Origin of the sequence: Pseudomonas sp. Sample_14 (assembly GCF_004307515.1) — a bacterium.
GTDB lineage: Bacteria > Pseudomonadota > Gammaproteobacteria > Pseudomonadales > Pseudomonadaceae > Aquipseudomonas > Aquipseudomonas atacamensis.
Genome location: NZ_RCOC01000012.1, coordinates 36597 through 53636, shown reverse-complemented (window position 1 = coordinate 53636; position 17040 = coordinate 36597). Strand labels below are relative to the sequence as shown.

Below are 17040 nucleotides of genomic sequence, written 5' to 3'. Positions count from 1 at the left end.
TCCCACCCCCGGATCAATCCCTCCACTCAGCCTTCCGACGTCGCCGGTGGATCAAGATCAAAAGCACTCGAGCTTGCGCTCATTGTTGAGTGGGGCGGCTTCGCCGCGGGCAGCCGACCTGTTTTGCACTGAATGCACCCGATCAACCTGTGGGAGCGAGCCTGCTCGCGAAGGCGGCCTGTCAGCCGACCCGTTTCTCACTGAATGACCCGATCACAACTGTAGGAGTGAGCCTGCTCGCGATGAGGCCCATCCATGCTCTCGAGAACTAGAGATTGTTTAAATCCGGTACCCAATGACCAGAACCTTCCCACAAGGTTTTCAGGTTGTCCGTCGGACGTGCGATCTCTAGTCTTTTCCCGTCGCTGCGAATCAGCGATCGGGAGTGAGATCCCCGGATAGCTTGCAACTGGCGCCAGCACCACGATAATTGGCGCCAGCTCAATCTGCTGCCTGCTTTATGGCGGCTGTGTGCGGGCAGACTTCGGTCTGGCCGGTTGCCTGCTCCGGTGGATCTCACCTCGCACATAGCTGCCACCTATTCGCCGCGTGAGATCCGGCGATCAATGGCTGCCCATCAGCATCAGCAGGAGAAGCATTGTGGATAAAATCGTTCCCGATCCACCATACGAACCCACCCCCCTCGAACAAACCATCCGCGCCGACGACCTCGCGAAAAACCGCGAAGCGATCAAGCGCGCTCTGGATTTTTACCTGTGCCCACAGCCGAGCAAAGCGCGCCCGCCCGGCACCCTGTTTCTGATCCAGCCCGACGTCGACACCGAAACCCTGCTGGCCCACGCCTGTGAATCCCTCGCTTCAGCCAACACCCTGGCCAGTGATTTCGCCGATCAGTTGGGGCGACCGCAGCGCAATACGGCGCTGGCGATTCAGCAGATCATCATGCTTGCTGAGCTGGCGGTGAACCGTGCGCTGGATCGGGTTGATCCGTAGGCGTGAAAAAACCACCGGGCCGTCGAGCCCGGTGGTTTTCCACGACGTGCAATCGCGTGGATGTCACGTCACCCGTGTCAGCTTGACGTCTGTTACAAGCATGTCGACCAAGGTTTGCAGGTATTTGAAGCTCTGATCTTTTTTCTCCCAGCGATCAATGAAGAACAGACCTTTGTCGTTGATCTGAATCGGCGTCTCAACGATCTCGCCGGACCTGGATCTATGCACCACACTGGCTTTGCGGGTATCTGCATTTTCGATCAGGAATTGGCCCTGTCGAGTCAGTCTGCTGCGACTGACAGACGGAGGCGCAGCAGGCTTTTTCGTGCCGGGGACGGCCACCTCCATCACAAAGTCGCTGCTCAAGGCCCTCACGTTGGTCTCGTGCTGGCCGCTGACAAATTCCCATGTACCGCGATGAATATCCCTGGCCAGCTCGGGGGCGGTGTCGCGCACGTGCAGGCTGACGGCTGAAAGTGTATCGGCCAGACCTGGCACGCCGAGGTTGTAATTGGTGTGCGCACTGCCGATGAGGGCCACCCATTTATGTGGGCCGTTGGCCAGTTGATCAGCCTCGATCACTTGGGTTGCAAAATAGCTGAACATCTCGTTTCGCGAGACTGCTTTGTCGTGCAGGCCCTTGAGGTGGTAAGACGCTGTGCAATCGATCGCTCTGATGCGGATGTTGTATTTGGCTGCTGCCTGGTAGAGCTCCGTGTAGGTATCGCTCCCACCGTAAGCCATCATGTGCCCTCGGTCCTGACGATGCAGGTACGCCTTCAGCCTGTGCGGCATACGTTGGGTTCGCAAAAAAATGTCGAGATCGGCCTGGTGCAGATCGGTGAACAGGTGCTCGACATACAACGTGTCATAGCCTGCTTTCTTGAGCGCTTTCATGTGCTTTTTCAGCAGCGCTTTGCTCGCCACATCGGCATGGGCTTCGCCGATCAGCAGATTCAAGCGTCCGTCGGCCAGCTGCCGCAGAAAAGCCTCGAATGTGCAATCGGAGGTGAGCACCGGCAGGATCGGCGCATCGGGAGGGACGTAGTCGGTGAAAGCGTCTCTGGCGGTTTTTTCCAGGCGCTTGCGCTGGGCGATGAAAGCCTCGTAGGCCGTTCTTTCACTGGAGATCGTCGGGGTGTAATTCGAGTCCATGGAGTAGGGCTTATGCAACATTTCAGCAATATCGTCACGCAGCGGCAAAGCCACATCGAAATCGCTGAAGTGATCAACGGCGCTAGCTGCGGCGGGCGGCCTGGAGACGGGTAGAGGTGCCTTGTAGGTGCTCGGCATCTGTACCAGGAAATCACCTTGCGCAGTCGCATCGCCGGCGATGGCGCCGGGTGTATCCCTGGCTATGCGTGCCGGTTGATACAGGTCGATGTCTTCAACACGCACGGCTACGGCCTCGTGCAGGTCGGCCAGGCCCGGCGTGTTGTCGAACGTGGTCATGCGCGACTGTCCGGTCAGGGCAATCCAGCGCTCTTCGCCGACTTCGGCCACATCGCTGGCAAGCGCCTTGTGCGAATAGAAGTTTCTGATGGAGTTGTTTCGCGGGGTCAGCGGCGAGACCTCGGACATCACCATGATCCCTTCGAGTTTATAGCTGGCCGAGCCGTCTAGCGCATGGATGCTCATGCCTTTTTCCCGGGCCCTGCGCACCAGCGCCAGGTAAGAAAAAGCTGCGTCCGGCGCATACCCCATGGCTTTGTCGAGCGCCTTCAGGTGTTTGTTGATATGAAACCAGGAGCCGTTCCTGTTGAGCTTTTCCAGTTTGAGATGAAACACGTCACCCGGCAGGTATTCGAGAAAGAGATGCTTGTAGCCGTTCGCCACGAGGACGTCGAGATGCTCGATCAATAACTGTTTGCTGGCGATCGAACCAGGTTGTGCACCGATCACCAGGTTTTTTGCGGCGAATGCATCGCTGCCGATCAACTGTGCGAATGAGGTATTGGCGGCAACCGCCGGCACTTCGGCACGGGCGGGCAGCGGTGCGAGCCGGGCAAAATGGCGCGTGGCATCTTTGGTGAGTTTTTCGACCTGTTCCAGATAGGCTGTGCGTACATCGCTCAACTGATCGACCACCCGGGCCATGATGGTCTGCCGCGGGATACCCATGTCGCTCAGTTGCAGCAATGCCTCGCGCGATTGCGGCACCAGCAACGTTTCGACGCGCTCGCGGTAGTCGATCGCGACTCCATAATCTTTGTGCGGACCGGGTGTATCGGGCACAGCTTCGTATTTCGGTGCACCGCCGGACAGGCCGCTGCGCACCATCACCCCGTCGGAATTGCGTACGGTCAGAATGCCGGTCGAAAGCAGTCCGGAGCCATTCGGATCCGGGCGATAGAGCAAATAACGGCCCAGCGCGTCCGGGTTGTTACTGGCGTAATACGACTGTCCTCTGAAAGCGACCGCTTGCATATCATCCCAGACGGGTTCAGTGGCCATTTGATCGACCAATGCCAGAGCACTCTGTTGCTCATCGCCGGCAGTGGCGACAGCCTGACGCAACGGGCGCCGGACGGGCTTGAGTGACCGTAGCGCCGGACGCAGATCCGTCAGCACCGCGCCGGCACTGTTGAACAGATAACCGAGCAAGTGCCGGAACGCTTCGTTGTTGTTGCCCTGACGATAGGCATGCAGGGCGAGCATCGCGTCCTTGAAGGCCAGCAACAGGCCGGTGCTCAGGCTCAACAGCGGGAAGGGCGCGGTGGCGATCGCCGCGACCCACTCAACGCTCGTCCAGATCAGGCCAGCGATCATTTCGATACGACTGGTGGTGGTCGCGTGGACGTTGTCGATCCGCCGTTGCAGCTTCATGTCATAGAGCGCGGTGAGCAGGTCGCTGACGGCGTCAGCCGGTCGCATCGAGTCGTAGCGGGTGGGGCTGGGGGTGGTTTTGTTGAGGTCTTTGGGCAGCTTCTTGCGGATGTTGTCCAGGTGCGTGCGGACCCGGGTCTGGGCGCTGATACCCACGCGCGAGGTGAAGTACTCGACCATGCCCGATTGCAGCAGCAGATAATTGAACAGGCGCGCTTCACGAAAACGCACGCCGTCCGGCGCGTCCGGCGTATACAGCAGAACCGGATTACTGCCATGGCTGAACAGCCAGGTATCGATCACCCATTCGCCGTCGATCATCAACCGGTGGATCGGGTACTTCGTCCGCGTCTGCCCCGACGTTTGATCCATGCTGGTGATGCTTTGCTGGAGCCATTGCAGGTCGCTGCTGGCGATATGTCCTTGCAGCTGGCATTCCAGCGCGGCGCTTTGCATCTGGCGCTGAGTGATCGCCAGCGTCGCGTTGCGGCGGAACGCGTAGCCTTCGCTCTGGGAATTCTGCAGCTCCTTTTTGACTTTGTCGGTATAGCGTTGGCCGATCCACACCCCTGTGACCGAGCGCGCGACATTCTGCGCGGTCAGGCTGCTGATATCGATGCCTTGCGGACCTCTGAAGCGCGCCGAGCGTGAGAATTTCTGCTCGAGAAAACCCACGCCGTCGGCATAGCCGTCGCGATACAGCCGGGTATAGGTCAACGGCTTTGGTGTCCATGAGGGCACGATCGATTTTGGCGAGTAGGCCCAGACGGTGTCAGGATCGACGTCATTGGCCGCACGTTTGAGCAAGCGGTTCAGGCTGAGCTTCGCTTGCTCGTGCACGTAGGCGTCAAATGTCTGGAAACGCCCGCCCGACAGCGGATGTTGATTGAATGCGAGCAGTGCGCCCTCGGCGTCGTCGCTCAGCGTCGTCAGTTGTCGGCGATTGGCCGCAGTGGTCGAGCGATACCACACCGGTGTGCTGAAATCGTAATCATCGATGCGTGTGGCGAGCATGTGTTCAGCCATCGCTTTGAGGCAATCGAGATGGTTGCCGAGGTGATCGAAAGTCACCTTCTGGTGCTCCGCTGCTTCCGGTTTGAAGCTCAGCCCCGACAAGACTTTGCGCAGAGCAGGACGAAAGCGCATCGGTGCGCGGCTGACCAGGTAACCGGCCATGGTTTGGGCGGCGTCACTCTGCTTGGCCCACGACAACACATGGGCCTGACATTCGCGCTCACTGTCAAAGGCCTCGAACTGGCGATCGCGTGGGGCCTGTGGCGTGCATAGCAGAACGCGTTTGACCGCACCGGTCTGATCGTTCTGACGCAGCACCCAAAGGTCTTGGAGTTGCGCACCGTGCAAGCACAGCGTGGCGGCGCGCAACTGTGAATCGCTACCGCTGCGCAGGCGCTGGATCATTTGCAGGTCGCTGTCGAGCAGGTGCCCTTGCAGCGCTGCGGTATGGGCGAGCGCGACGATGCGCTGATCGAGCATCTGCTCAATGGCAGGTTTGATTGCGGAGCTTGCCTGCATCTGCGTTTGCAAATGTGCGAAGTCGACGCGCGGTTCCAGCTCCAGTGCCTGCTTGATCACCCAGGCGGGCGTCACGTCCGCGTACTCGTCGGATAACGGCAGGTCGTTGTAAGTCAGCCGGGTGTGGCTGAGAAACTCCGAGCCTGGCAACTCATCGCCGGTGTGCGGGCCGCGCAGGGTCAGCTCGAGCAGGTTGCGCTTGTGCACATATACGCCGTATCCCGGTACCCGCCGGTCGGTGGTGATTTGCAGGTTGTCCGGTTGCAGATCGTCGATTTGCAGATCATCACTCAGACGCTCCAGCCATTGCTGGCGGGCCACGGCCATCAGACTGACCGCCGGGCCCATCAGGTCAAGCAGGTTTTGCCGGGCCTGATTGTAGTTGCCCAGGTGCAACGCCAGTTCGGCCCGCTTGGCGGCGTCGGCGCTGCGGTACCAGTCCGGGGCGCTGTTGCGCAGGTGCCGTTCGAACAGGGTTTGTGCCTGAAGGGCCAGACGCGGAGTGAGATCCGGCAGCGCAGCGCCGATGGCGCGCTCCAGCTCGGCGATCAAGCGAGCGGGATCCTGCTGCGGGTTAGCGGCGAAGCTCAGTGCATATTCGATATCCAGGGTGCGTTTTTCGATCAAGGCATCGTAGATGTGTTCGAACAGCGGTTGGCTGTCGATGGGCGCCAGCTGCAATGGCCAGATTCCTGCTGTACCGATCTCGTGGTAGCGGCTGGGCAGCAGCTGCATCAATTCGCCACGGCTGATGCTGTGCTTCATGGTCTCGAGCAGATGGGCGTCGAGATCAGCCAGCGAATTGAAAAGCTCCAGGCCCCTGGCGGGCGTGAACAACACGACGAAGCCCGCGCTCTGGTCGGTCAGCAGATCGCTGACTTTCGGGGTGTCGTTTTGCGTAACAACAAAGGCCCCGGCGAGCTCGACAGTGGTTTGCTGATAAGTGAACTGCAACGCATACATGGCTGGACGCAACAGCGGGCCCAGCGCCAGTTTCTTCATCAGCTCACCAGCCTGCGGGTGCAACAGGCGATCCTTGACGGCTTGTTGCGCCTCGTACTCGAGCGCGGTGAAACCGGCGTCGTATTTAAGGAAGGTTTTTGCCGGTTTGCCGTCGATCTGGTCACGCAGATCCATGTTGATCAGTTGCGTGCTGAGGCGCACCTTCAGCGTGGCGATCAGTTGCTTGCCAGCCTCGCTTTGCAGGTCGCTGGTTGCCAGCGCCTGATACAGCGTGCGGCTGCGTTGCAGGTAGTTGTCGCGATAGGTTTTCAGCTGCTCTTCGAGGCGTTTGAGATGGGCCTGCTCGGTGCTCGGTTTGTGCTCGGGCAGCAGCGGGGTTTCGGTGTTGAAGAGCAGACGGCCGATCTGGTTGAGATCGTTTTTGATCTCATCGGGTGTGGGTGCGTTGGGGGTGCTCATAGGCACGATTTCCATGCTGGGGATGAAGGGCCAGCATGGCGAGCGGGGCGTCGGGGAGGGTGGTATCCATGTATCGTGCGCGGGCCGGATTTTCCCCGCCCGCTCCAGCCCTCCCGCCACCGGAGCAGATCAAACCTGCGCGCTGACCTCCCCGCGACTCAGCAATGCCTCGATCGCCCCGCTCAAACTTGCGGCCTTGTCCCCCACCAGCAAATGCCAGACGCCGCCGTCCAACTGGCTGACACCCAGGCAGCCGAGCGCTTTGAGCTGCGCATCGGACAATGCCTTGGCATCGGCCAGTTGCAGGCGAATGCGGGTCATGGCGATGCAATCGAGTTGCAGCACATTGTCGCGACCGCCCAGTGCATCCAGCCATTGCTGTGCCTCGTTGCGGGTAAGCGCAACGGTCTTCGGCTCATCGGTAATGACTGCGGTTTCCACCAACGCTGTTCGGCCCAGCGCAGGCATGGCCAAGCGAATCTCATCGGCGATGCTGTCAGCCAACGGCCCGACCACGACCTGCAAACTGCCGCCCTTGCCCGGGCGCACCACCGCCATCGCGCCCAACGCTTTCAGCTCAGCGTCCGAAGCCTTGTTGCGGTCGACCATCTCCAGGCGCAGTCGGGTCGTGCACGCACCGACGGTGAGCAGATTCTCTGCGCCGCCCAAGGCTTTGATATACGCACTGGCGCGTTCGGTTTCCGAGAGCACGGTTTTTTCGGCGCTGGCGACGTCTTCGCGCCCCGGCGTCTTCAGATTGAAGCGGCGGATACAGAAGTCGAAGACCAGATAATAGATGACCGCATAAGCCAGCCCGACCGGCACCACCAGCCAGCCATTGGTCGACTTGCCCCAGCCGAGAATCATGTCGATGAAGCCACCGGAAAAGGTGAAGCCCAGATGAATGTTCAGGCCGTTGGTGATCGCCATCGACAGCCCGGTCAGCAGCGCGTGCAGGAGGAACAGCAACGGCGCGAGAAACATGAAGGCGAATTCGATCGGCTCGGTCACACCGGTCAGAAACGAGGTCAGCGCCATCGACAGGAAGATCCCGCCCATCACCTTGCGCCGCTCCGGCAAAGCGTTGCGGTACATCGCCAGGCACGCGGCGGGCAGGCCGAAGATCATCATCGGGAACATGCCGGTCATGAACTGGCCGCCCTTCGGATCGCCGGCAAAATACCGCGACAGATCGCCGGTCACCAAGGCGCCCGTGGTCGGGTCGGTGAAGTTGCCGAAGACGAACCACGCCATGTTGTTGAGGATGTGGTGCAGGCCGGTGACGATCAGCAGGCGGTTGAACACGCCGAACACGAAGGCGCCGATGCTGCCGCTTTCCATCATCAGCGCGCCGAACGCGTTGATGCCCTGCTGGATCGGCGGCCAGATATAGCCGAACAGCACGCCCAGACCCACCGCCGCGAACCCGGTGACAATCGGCACAAAACGCCGGCCACCGAAGAACGCCAGATACTCCGGCAACTTGATGTCCTTGAAGCGGTTGTACAGCGCACCGGCCATCAGGCCGCTGACGATCCCGGCGAGCATGCCCATGTTGATGGTCGAGTCGAGCACCTTGAGCGTGGAGATCATCACCAGATAACCGATCACCCCGGCCAGGCCGGCGGTGCCGTTGTTGTCCTTGGCGAAACCGACGGCGATGCCGATGGCAAAGATCATCGCCAGGTTGGCGAAGATCACTTGTCCGGCATCGTGAATGATCGCAATGTTCAACAGGTCCGTGTCGCCCAGGCGCAGCAGCAGGCCGGCAATCGGCAGGATCGCGATCGGCAGCATCAGCGCGCGGCCTAGGCGTTGCAGGCCTTCGATGAAGAGTTGGTACATGGCGTTTGTCCTTTTTGTTTTTGTTAGCGCAGAGGCCAATGTTGATGACAGGCGTGGCGAACGGCGGCGGCGCTGGAGAGCTTGAGCAAGTCGCGGCTCAGGCGCTGACATTCGGCTTCATGCAACTGGCGTACGCGGTCCTTGATTTCACCGATCTGCACCGGGCTCACCGACAGTTCGGTGACGCCGAGGCCGATCAGCACCGGCGTGGCCAGCGGGTCGGAGGCGAGGGCGCCGCAGACACCGACCCAGCGCTTGTGCACCGCCGCGCCTTCGCAGGTCATGGCGATCAGACGCAGCAACGCCGGATGCAGGGCATCGACCCGCGCCGCCAGCCCGGCGTGGTCGCGGTCCATGGCCAGGGTGTATTGCGACAGATCGTTGGTACCGATCGAGAGAAAGTCGGCGTGTTCGGCCAGTTGTTCGGCTTGCAGCGCGGCGGCGGGGACTTCGATCATCACGCCGATCTCCGGGCGCTCGGTAATGCCGAGCTCAAGGCGCAAGGCATCGACGCGCTGGCGGATGTGCAGCAGTTCGTCGACCTCGGTGACCATCGGCAACAGAATCCGGCAACGCGACAACGGCTTGACCTGCAGCAGCGCGCGCAGTTGCTGATCGAGAATTTCCGGCCGCGCCTGGGCCAGCCGAATGCCGCGCAGACCGAGCACCGGGTTGGCCTCGGCGGGCAGCGGCAGGTAGTCGAGTTGCTTGTCGCCACCGACGTCGATGGTGCGGATGATCACCGGCTTGTCGCCCATGGCATCGATCACCGCTTGATAGGCGCTGCGCTGTTCTTCGACGTCCGGTGCCGTCTGGCGATCGACGAAGAGAAACTCGGTGCGCAACAGGCCTACGCCATCGGCACCGTTGGCAAATGCGTCTGCCGCTTCGTTGCTTGAGGCGACATTGGCGACCACTTCGATGTGCACGCCATTGCGCGTTTCAGCGGGCAAATGGGCTTTGGCCTGTTGGCTGTCGCGACGCTGCTGGCGCTGGATTTGTGCCTGCTGTACTTCGCTCAGGCGCTCGGCGTTTGGCGTCAATTCGAGGCGCCCGTCGTCAGCGTCGAGCACCACGGCCTGATCTTGCGGTTGCTCTAGCAATTGCGCGCCCAAAGCCACGAGGCACGGCAGACCTTTGCCGCGTGCCAGTATCGCTACGTGCGAGGTCGCGCCGCCCTCGGCCATGCACAACCCGGCGACACCTTGCGCGCTGAGTTGCAGCAGATCCGATGGCGTCAGTTCGTGGGCGGCAACAATGGCGCCGGCCGGCACCTGGTATTCCCAGGCCTCGCCAAGCAGGGCGCGCAGGACGCGTTGCTTGAGGTCGCGCAAATCGTTGGCACGTTCGGCCAGCAGCGGACTGCCGGTGCCTTGCAGCATGTCGCACTGGGTGTCGATCGACTGACTCCAGGCATGGGTCGCTGCGGTGCCTTGCGCGATGAATTGCTGCGCGGCGTCGAGCAGGGCGGGGTCTTCGAGCAGCGCCATGTGTGCGGCGAAGATCGCTTCTTCGTCGGCGTTCTTGTGCTTTTTCGCCTGGGCGAGCGTGGCGACGATTTCGCTGCGCACCGCGTTCAATGCCGCTTCAAGCGTCTGCTGCTGTTGCACTGGATCGTGATGGCCCGTATCCGCCGGCAAGGTGATCGCGTTCAAGCGAAACAACGGCCCGGCGACCAGCCCCGGCGCCGCGCAAACACCGTGCAACACGCCAGCCTCGGCCGGGCGTTTCAGCGCGGCTGTGGTGGTCGGCGCTTGCCCGTGATGATCGTCCGGCAGCGCCGTGGCCAATGCGCTGAGCAAGGCTTGCAGCGCGGCATCGGCGTCCGGTCCCTGACAACTGACCTGCACCTCATCCTGCTCACCAATCGCCAGCCCCATCAAACCGATCAGACTGTTGCACGGCGCCGATTTGCCGTTGAAATGCAGTTGTGAGTGGCTGCTGAACCCCTGGGCGGTCTGGCGGATCAGCGCAGCGGGGCGCGCATGCAAGCCGCCGCGATGAGCGACCTGCACTTGACCACGAACCTCAGGCCCGCCGCTTGTATCGGTATTCGCCGCGACAACATTGCGCGCGATGATGTGCAGCAGCGGCTCGCCGACTTTCACTGTTTTGAGGGTGATCGGCCGTACCTGAAAATCCGCGCTGTTGGTCAGGATCAACAGGCTGACCAGGCTTTTGCAGTGCTGGCCGACCTTGTCCAGGTCATAGCGCAGCAGCGGCTGACCGAGGCTGACGCGATCGCGTTCCTTGACCAGCATGGCGAAACCTTCACCGTTCAGCTCAACGGTGTCGAGGCCCAAATGCAGGAGGATTTCCGCACCGTTGTCGGCGCGAACCGTCACCGCGTGGCTGCTGCGCGCAACGTGGATGACCACGCCGGCGCAGGGCGAATACAGCGTGTCGTTGAGCGGGTCGATGGCGATGCCGTCGCCCATCGCGCCACTGGCGAACACCGCGTCCGGGACGTTGGCGAGCGTCAGCACCGGGCCGCTGAGCGGGGCGCTGAGGGTCAGCTCTTTATTGTTGTCGGGCATGGCTGGGTCTCATCAGGTGTGCAGTCAGTCGGACTTAATGCGTGCGGGTCACTTTGCTCAAATGGCGCGGCTGATCCGGGTCCATGCCCCGCGCCACGGCCAGGCCTGCGGCCATCACGTAAAAGCTCTGGATCGCCAGAATCGGATCGAGGGCCGGGTGTTCGGCGCGAGTCAGGGTCAGGTCGCGTTCGCTGACGTCATCCGGCGCGGCGAGCAAGACCCGGGCGCCGCGCTGGCGCATTTCCGCTGCCAGACTCAGCAGGCCGGCCTGCTCGGCGCCGCGTGGGGCGAAAACCAGCAGCGGATAGTGTTCGTCGATCAGTGCCATCGGGCCGTGACGGACTTCGGCACTGCTGAACGCTTCGGCCTGAATCGCCGAGGTTTCCTTGAACTTCAGCGCCGCTTCCTGAGCAATGGCGAAACCGGCGCCACGGCCGATCACCATCAGGCGCTCGCAATCGCGCAGGGCTTCGATGGCCACGCTCCAGTCCTGTTTCGCCGCTTCGCGCAGGCCTTCTGGCAGCGCATCGTGGGCTTGCAGCAGTTCGCGGTCCTCTTTCCAGTGCGCGATCAAACGCGCGCTGGCGCTGAGGGTGGCGATAAAGCTTTTGGTCGCAGCGACGCTGCTTTCAGTCCCGGCAAGCAGCGGCAGGCTGAATTCACAGGCCGCTTCGAGTGGCGAATCGGCAGCGTTAACCATCGACACGCTCAGCGCGCCACGCTTGCGCAACAGGCGCAGGCTGTTGACCAGATCCGGGCTCTGCCCCGACTGCGAAAACGCAAAGGCGACCTGACCGCTGACTTTCAGTGGCGCCTGCTGCATGGTCACCACCGACATCGGCAACGAGGCCACCGGCACGCCCAGTTGCTGCATGGTCAGGTAGGCGAAGTAGCTCGCCGCGTGGTCGGAGCTGCCACGGGCGACGGTCATCGCCACTTGCGGCGGCTGACGGCGCAGGCGCCCGGCAATCTCGATCATCGGCGCGTCGAGCTGTTGCAGTTGGGCTTGCACGGCCTCGAACGAGGACAGCGCCTCCTCAAGCATTTTTGAAGTCAATGTCTTCTCCTTCGACCATGACGGCGGTCAGTGTGAGTGAGCGATCGAGCCGCACGCAGTCGGCCCAGGCGCCGGGGGCAAGGCGCCCGCGTTCGGTGATGCCGAGGTAGTCGGCGGGAAATTGCGACAGACGCTGCGAGGCTTCGGCGATCGGCAGACCGATCTTGACCAGATTGCGCAGGGCCTGATCCATGGTCAGGGTGCTGCCGGCCAGCGTGCCGTCGGGCAGACGCACGCCGCCCAGGCATTTGGTCACGGTGTGGCTGCCAAGCTTGTATTCACCGTCGGGCATGCCGGCGGCGGCGGTCGAATCGGTGACGCAATACAGGCACGGGATAGAACGCAGGGCTACGCGAATGGCGCCGGGGTGTACGTGCAGCAGATCGGGAATCAGCTCGGCGTATTTGGCGTGGGCCAGTGCTGCGCCGACGATGCCCGGCTCGCGGTGATGCAGCGGGCTCATGGCGTTGTAGAGGTGGGTGAAACTGCTGGCACCGGCAGCCAGCGCGGCGACGCCTTCCTCGTAGCTGCCGAGGGTGTGGCCGATCTGCATGCGGATGCCACGGCTGCTCAGCTCGCGAATCAATGCATCGTGACCGGCGATTTCCGGGGCAATGGTGATGACGCGGATCGGTGCCAGCGCCAGATATTCTTCGACTTCTGCCATCAACGCGGTGTGGGCGAAGTTCGGTTGAGCGCCGAGTTTTCCCGGGTTGATGTAAGGGCCTTCAAGGTGTACGCCAAGCACTCGCGCGGCGCCTTTCGGACGCTGTTTGCAGAATTCTCCTACCTCTTTCAAGACGCTGGAAATCTCCGCACTCGGCGCGGTCATGGTCGTGGCCAACAGCGAGGTGGTGCCAAAGCGCACGTGGGTTTTGCTGATGGTTTCGAAGGCTTCGGCGCCTTCCATAATGTCTTTGCCACCGCCGCCGTGCACATGCAGGTCGATGAAACCCGGCAGCAGATAGGGTAGATCGTTAGCCGCCGGATCGCAGGGCACGCCTTCGATCGACACGATCTTGCCGTGTTCGTGAATCAGCCGGCCGCGAACCCAGCCGCTGGCGGTGAGGATGTTGTCTTCGGACATTTTCGTTCTCGCTTGGGGTTGCGCTCAGCGGCGCAGCTCTGCAACAAAGTCGTAGTAGTCGTTGCGGCAATAGGTGTCGGTGACTTCGATCGGCGTGTTGTCTTCCAGATAGCCGACCCGGGTCATCAGCAGCATGGCGGTGCCGGGGGCGATGCCGACCAGCGCGGCGAATTCGTCCGAGGCGTTGATTGCCTGGATGTGCTGAAGGGCGCGGACGATCGGTTTGCCGATGCCGTCGAGGTATTCGTAAAGCGAATCGCCCACCGCTTGCGGCCTGGGCATGATCGACGCGGGCAGGGTGCTCATTTCGATCGCCATGACCGTGTCATCGGCTTTGCGCAGGCGCTTCATGCGCGCCACCTTGTCGTTCGGCGACAGGCCGAGGCGGATCAGTTCTTCGTGAGTTGGCAGGGTGATCTCCCGCTCCAGCCATTTCGAGCTCGGCACGAAACCTTTCAAGCGCAGCATTTCGCTGAAGCCGGACAGACGCGACAGCGGTTGTTCCAGGCGTGGGGTGATGAACGTGCCCGAGCCTTGCAGGCGGCGGATCAGGCCTTGCTCAAGCAAAACTTCCAAAGCCTTGCGTGCGGTGACCCGGGAGATGCCGAGCTGGTCGCTGAGGTTGCGCTCGGACGGCATCGCCTGTTCGGCCTTCCACTGCCCGGCATGAATCGCCGCTTCCAGATTGCGCGCCAGTTGCAAGTACAGCGGCGTCGGCTGGGAGTCATCGGGGCGTAGGGTTTGAAGGTCGTTCATGTAGGTCGTTTCCGTCGCGAGTATAGGATTGTTGTGGCTCGCTTGTGCGACGGAAGCTAATACCACTTGAATACCATGTCAACGCGATGAAATGGCGTCTGACCCAATGGATTGGCGGGTTTCAGGGGGGAGTGTTTAAAGTGGTATTAGTGATGGCCTATAAAAAGCAAAAGATCGCAGCCTGCGACAGCTTCTACAGTTAAGAGTGGTATCACCCCTGTAGGCGCTGTCGCAGGCTGCGATCTTTTGATTTATTTTTTTGCGGTGACCAGCGGTCGAGGTTACGGACGAATCTCGATCATCGTGCCGTCCGGTACCAGATTCCACACTTCACGCATGTCGACGTTGCGCATGGCGATGCAGCCGTCGGTCCAGTCGAGGGTATGGAACAACTGCTCCGGATTGTCTGCCGAATCCGGGGTGCCGTGGATCATGATCATCCCGCCGGGCTCGACACCTTCACGGCGTGCGCGGGCGGCATCGCTGATGTTCGGGTAGGAGATGTGCATCGACAGGTTGAATTTCTCGCTGGTCTTGCGCCAGTCGATCCAATAGAAACCTTCGGGTGTGCGTTTGTCGCCCTCGATCAGTTTCGGGCCTTTCTTTGCGCCCTTGCCCAAGGAGATGCGATAGGTCTTCAGCGGCTTGCCGTCGGCAATCAACTGCAGTTGGTGGGCCGATTTCAGTACCAGGACTTTTTCGATCAGCGGAGTGTTCGAGGGCGTCACGGTGGTCACGAATGACGCTTGCGAAACGCTGACGGACGACAGGCACAACAGGGCAAGCAACCAACGCATTGAAACGATTCCCCAAGAATGACGCAGACACATAGTGATAGATGCAGGTGTGGTTATCGGCAGGGTGCCGCGAAGCTCAAGTGATCGCCGGCTGCACCAGTGGCGGAATCGACTCCGAACGCACCGGGTAAACCTCGCTGCGCCGATCGGCAAAGAAACACTCCAGCGTGCGCCCGACCGTGCGGAAAGCCAGCTCGTCCCAGGGAATGTCGGCTTCTTCGAACAGCTGCACTTCAAGGCTCTCCGGCCCGGCCGCGTATTGCAGATCGGCCAGTTCGGCGCGGAAGAACACATGCACCTGGCTGATATGCGGCACGTCGATCAGCGTGTAGATGCTCAGGTTGCGCACCCGGGCGCAGGCTTCTTCGGCGGTTTCGCGGATGGCGGCCTGCTCGATGGTCTCGCCGTTTTCCATGAAGCCGGCAGGTAGCGTCCAGTAACCGAGACGCGGCTCGATGGCGCGGCGGCAGAGCAGCACTTTCGTCCCCCAGGTCGGCACGCAACCGGCGACGATATTGGGGTTCTGGTAGTGAATGGTCTGACAGCTGTCGCAGACAAATCGCAGCCGCGAGTCGCCTTCGGGAATGCGCTGGGTGACCGGGTTACCGCAGTGGCTGCAAAATTTCATGCTCGGGTTCCTGAATGCTGCGCCTATCTTGGCGTGCAGCGGGGCCGGTCGGCAAGTTGTCGTTTCGCGACACGACGGGTTTCGGGGGCTTGGGCGCTCGCTTTGATTGGTGCATGATGCGGAGCAAGGCACCGATCGAGAACACTCATGCTGGACGAGCTACTGCATAGGGTAAGCAACCACACACCGCGTACGCTGGAGACCGACGCACGTTTCCCCGAAGCCGCCGTGCTGGTGCCGATCACCCGCAGTGACGAACCGGAACTGGTCCTGACCCTGCGCGCCAGCGGGCTTTCGACCCATGGCGGCGAGGTCGCTTTCCCCGGAGGGCGCCGCGACCCGGAAGATCCGGACCTCATATTCACCGCGCTGCGCGAAGCCGAAGAAGAGATCGGCCTGCCGCCGGGCCTGGTCGAAGTCATCGGCCCGCTAAGCCCGCTGATTTCCCTGCACGGCATCAAGGTAACGCCGTATGTCGGCGTGATTCCCGACTTTGTCGAATACCAGCCCAATGATGCCGAGATCGCCGCCGTCTTCAGCGTGCCGCTGGAATTCTTCCGCAAGGACCCGCGTGAGCATACCCATCGCATCGATTATCAGGGCCGCAGTTGGTACGTGCCGAGCTATCGCTTCGGCGAGTACAAGATCTGGGGCCTGACGGCGATCATGATCGTCGAGTTGATCAACCTGCTCTATGACGCCAAAATCAGCCTGCACCGACCGCCGAAAAGCTTTATCGATACCTGAGCCGTCGTTCGAACGGCCGTGAGCCCTGAGGGAAAAAAGATGAAATACCGCCTGGGCGACGCCCGTGTCGAAACCCATCCACAGAGCTGGGTCGCGCCCAATGCCGTGCTGGTGGGCAAGGTTCGCCTGGAAGAGGGCGCCAACGTCTGGTTCAACGCTGTGTTGCGCGGCGACAACGAACTGATCCTCGTCGGCAAGAACAGCAATGTGCAGGACGGTACGGTGATGCACACCGACATGGGCTATCCACTGACCATCGGTACCGGCGTGACCATCGGCCACAACGCGATGCTTCACGGTTGCACGGTCGGCGATTACAGCCTGATCGGTATCAACGCAGTGATTCTCAACGGCGCGAAGATCGGCAAGAACTGCATCATCGGCGCCAATTCGCTGATCGGCGAAGGCAAGGAAATTCCCGACGGTTCGCTGGTGATGGGCTCGCCGGGCAAGGTCGTGCGTGAACTGACCGAGGCGCAAAAGAATATGCTCGAAGCCAGCGCCGCGCACTATGTGCATAACTCGCAGCGTTACGCCCGCGATCTGGTCGAGCAGGAACAATGACGACTGTTGAACGACCAGTCGCCTCGCCCTGCGTGAATATCTGCGCGCTGGACGAAGATGATGTTTGCACCGGGTGCCAGCGCACGGTCGCGGAGATCACCCGCTGGGGCCGCATGAACAATGACGAGCGCCGCGTCGTGCTGGGGTTGTGTCATGAACGGGCGAAGGCGAGTGGATTGGTCTGGATGATTCCCGCGAAGTCAGGCGTCTGAACCACCGCTTTCGCGAGCAGGCTCGCTCCCACCTTGAAAATGCGTTCCACTGTGGGAGCGAGCCTGCTCGCGAAG

Annotated in this window: 12 protein-coding genes; 4 read left to right on the top strand and 8 right to left on the bottom strand. The window is 61.4% G+C overall.

Annotated features, from left to right (window positions below; all coding sequences use genetic code 11):
• The first annotated feature begins 600 nt into the window (after positions 1-600).
• The gene (locus D8U61_RS02455; RefSeq protein WP_016771557.1) at positions 601-954 is read left to right on the top strand and encodes a DUF6124 family protein; all 354 of its coding nucleotides are present in this window, start codon (positions 601-603) and stop codon (positions 952-954) included.
• 63 nt (positions 955-1017) lie between these two features.
• Here D8U61_RS02455 and D8U61_RS02450 read toward each other — a convergent pair whose 3' ends face one another.
• The 8 genes from D8U61_RS02450 to D8U61_RS02415 form a co-directional block, all read right to left on the bottom strand.
• On the bottom strand, positions 1018-6735 hold the full coding sequence (locus D8U61_RS02450; RefSeq protein WP_130926355.1) for a membrane-targeted effector domain-containing toxin: 5718 nt from the start codon (positions 6733-6735) through the stop codon (positions 1018-1020).
• Positions 6736-6864: 129 nt separating this feature from the next.
• On the bottom strand, positions 6865-8580 hold the full coding sequence (nagE, locus tag D8U61_RS02445; RefSeq protein WP_130926354.1) for an N-acetylglucosamine-specific PTS transporter subunit IIBC: 1716 nt from the start codon (positions 8578-8580) through the stop codon (positions 6865-6867).
• Positions 8581-8603: 23 nt separating this feature from the next.
• Entirely contained in the window at positions 8604-11117 is a 2514-nt protein-coding gene (ptsP, locus tag D8U61_RS02440) for a phosphoenolpyruvate--protein phosphotransferase (RefSeq protein ID WP_130926353.1), read from the bottom strand.
• Between the two features lie 34 nt (positions 11118-11151).
• The gene (locus tag D8U61_RS02435) at positions 11152-12174 is read right to left on the bottom strand and encodes an SIS domain-containing protein (RefSeq protein ID WP_122610742.1); all 1023 of its coding nucleotides are present in this window, start codon (positions 12172-12174) and stop codon (positions 11152-11154) included.
• A complete protein-coding gene (nagA, locus tag D8U61_RS02430) occupies positions 12155-13261 on the bottom strand; it encodes an N-acetylglucosamine-6-phosphate deacetylase (RefSeq protein ID WP_130888429.1) in 1107 nt (368 codons plus the stop codon). The genes D8U61_RS02435 and nagA overlap by 20 nt, the downstream gene beginning before the upstream one ends.
• A 24-nt stretch (positions 13262-13285) precedes the next feature.
• Entirely contained in the window at positions 13286-14017 is a 732-nt protein-coding gene (locus tag D8U61_RS02425) for a GntR family transcriptional regulator (protein ID WP_016771550.1), read from the bottom strand.
• A gap of 281 nt (positions 14018-14298) precedes the next feature.
• The gene (locus D8U61_RS02420) at positions 14299-14814 is read right to left on the bottom strand and encodes a L,D-transpeptidase family protein (RefSeq protein WP_130926352.1); all 516 of its coding nucleotides are present in this window, start codon (positions 14812-14814) and stop codon (positions 14299-14301) included.
• A gap of 76 nt (positions 14815-14890) precedes the next feature.
• Positions 14891-15442, bottom strand: a complete 552-nt coding sequence (locus D8U61_RS02415; protein ID WP_016771548.1) for an NUDIX hydrolase — start codon at positions 15440-15442, stop codon at positions 14891-14893.
• Positions 15443-15589: 147 nt separating this feature from the next.
• On the opposite strand from D8U61_RS02415, the gene D8U61_RS02410 reads away from it, so the two are divergent.
• From D8U61_RS02410 to D8U61_RS02400, 3 genes are read left to right on the top strand one after another with little or no spacing between them, the layout of a single operon-like run.
• Complete coding sequence (locus D8U61_RS02410) at positions 15590-16189, top strand: CoA pyrophosphatase (protein WP_016771547.1); 600 nt, start codon at positions 15590-15592, stop codon at positions 16187-16189.
• Between the two features lie 39 nt (positions 16190-16228).
• Complete coding sequence (locus D8U61_RS02405; RefSeq protein ID WP_130888428.1) at positions 16229-16753, top strand: gamma carbonic anhydrase family protein; 525 nt, start codon at positions 16229-16231, stop codon at positions 16751-16753.
• Positions 16750-16965, top strand: coding sequence for a DUF1289 domain-containing protein (locus D8U61_RS02400; protein WP_039759143.1), 216 nt, complete (start codon positions 16750-16752; stop codon positions 16963-16965). The genes D8U61_RS02405 and D8U61_RS02400 overlap by 4 nt, the downstream gene beginning before the upstream one ends.
• The last annotated feature ends 75 nt before the right edge of the window (positions 16966-17040 follow it).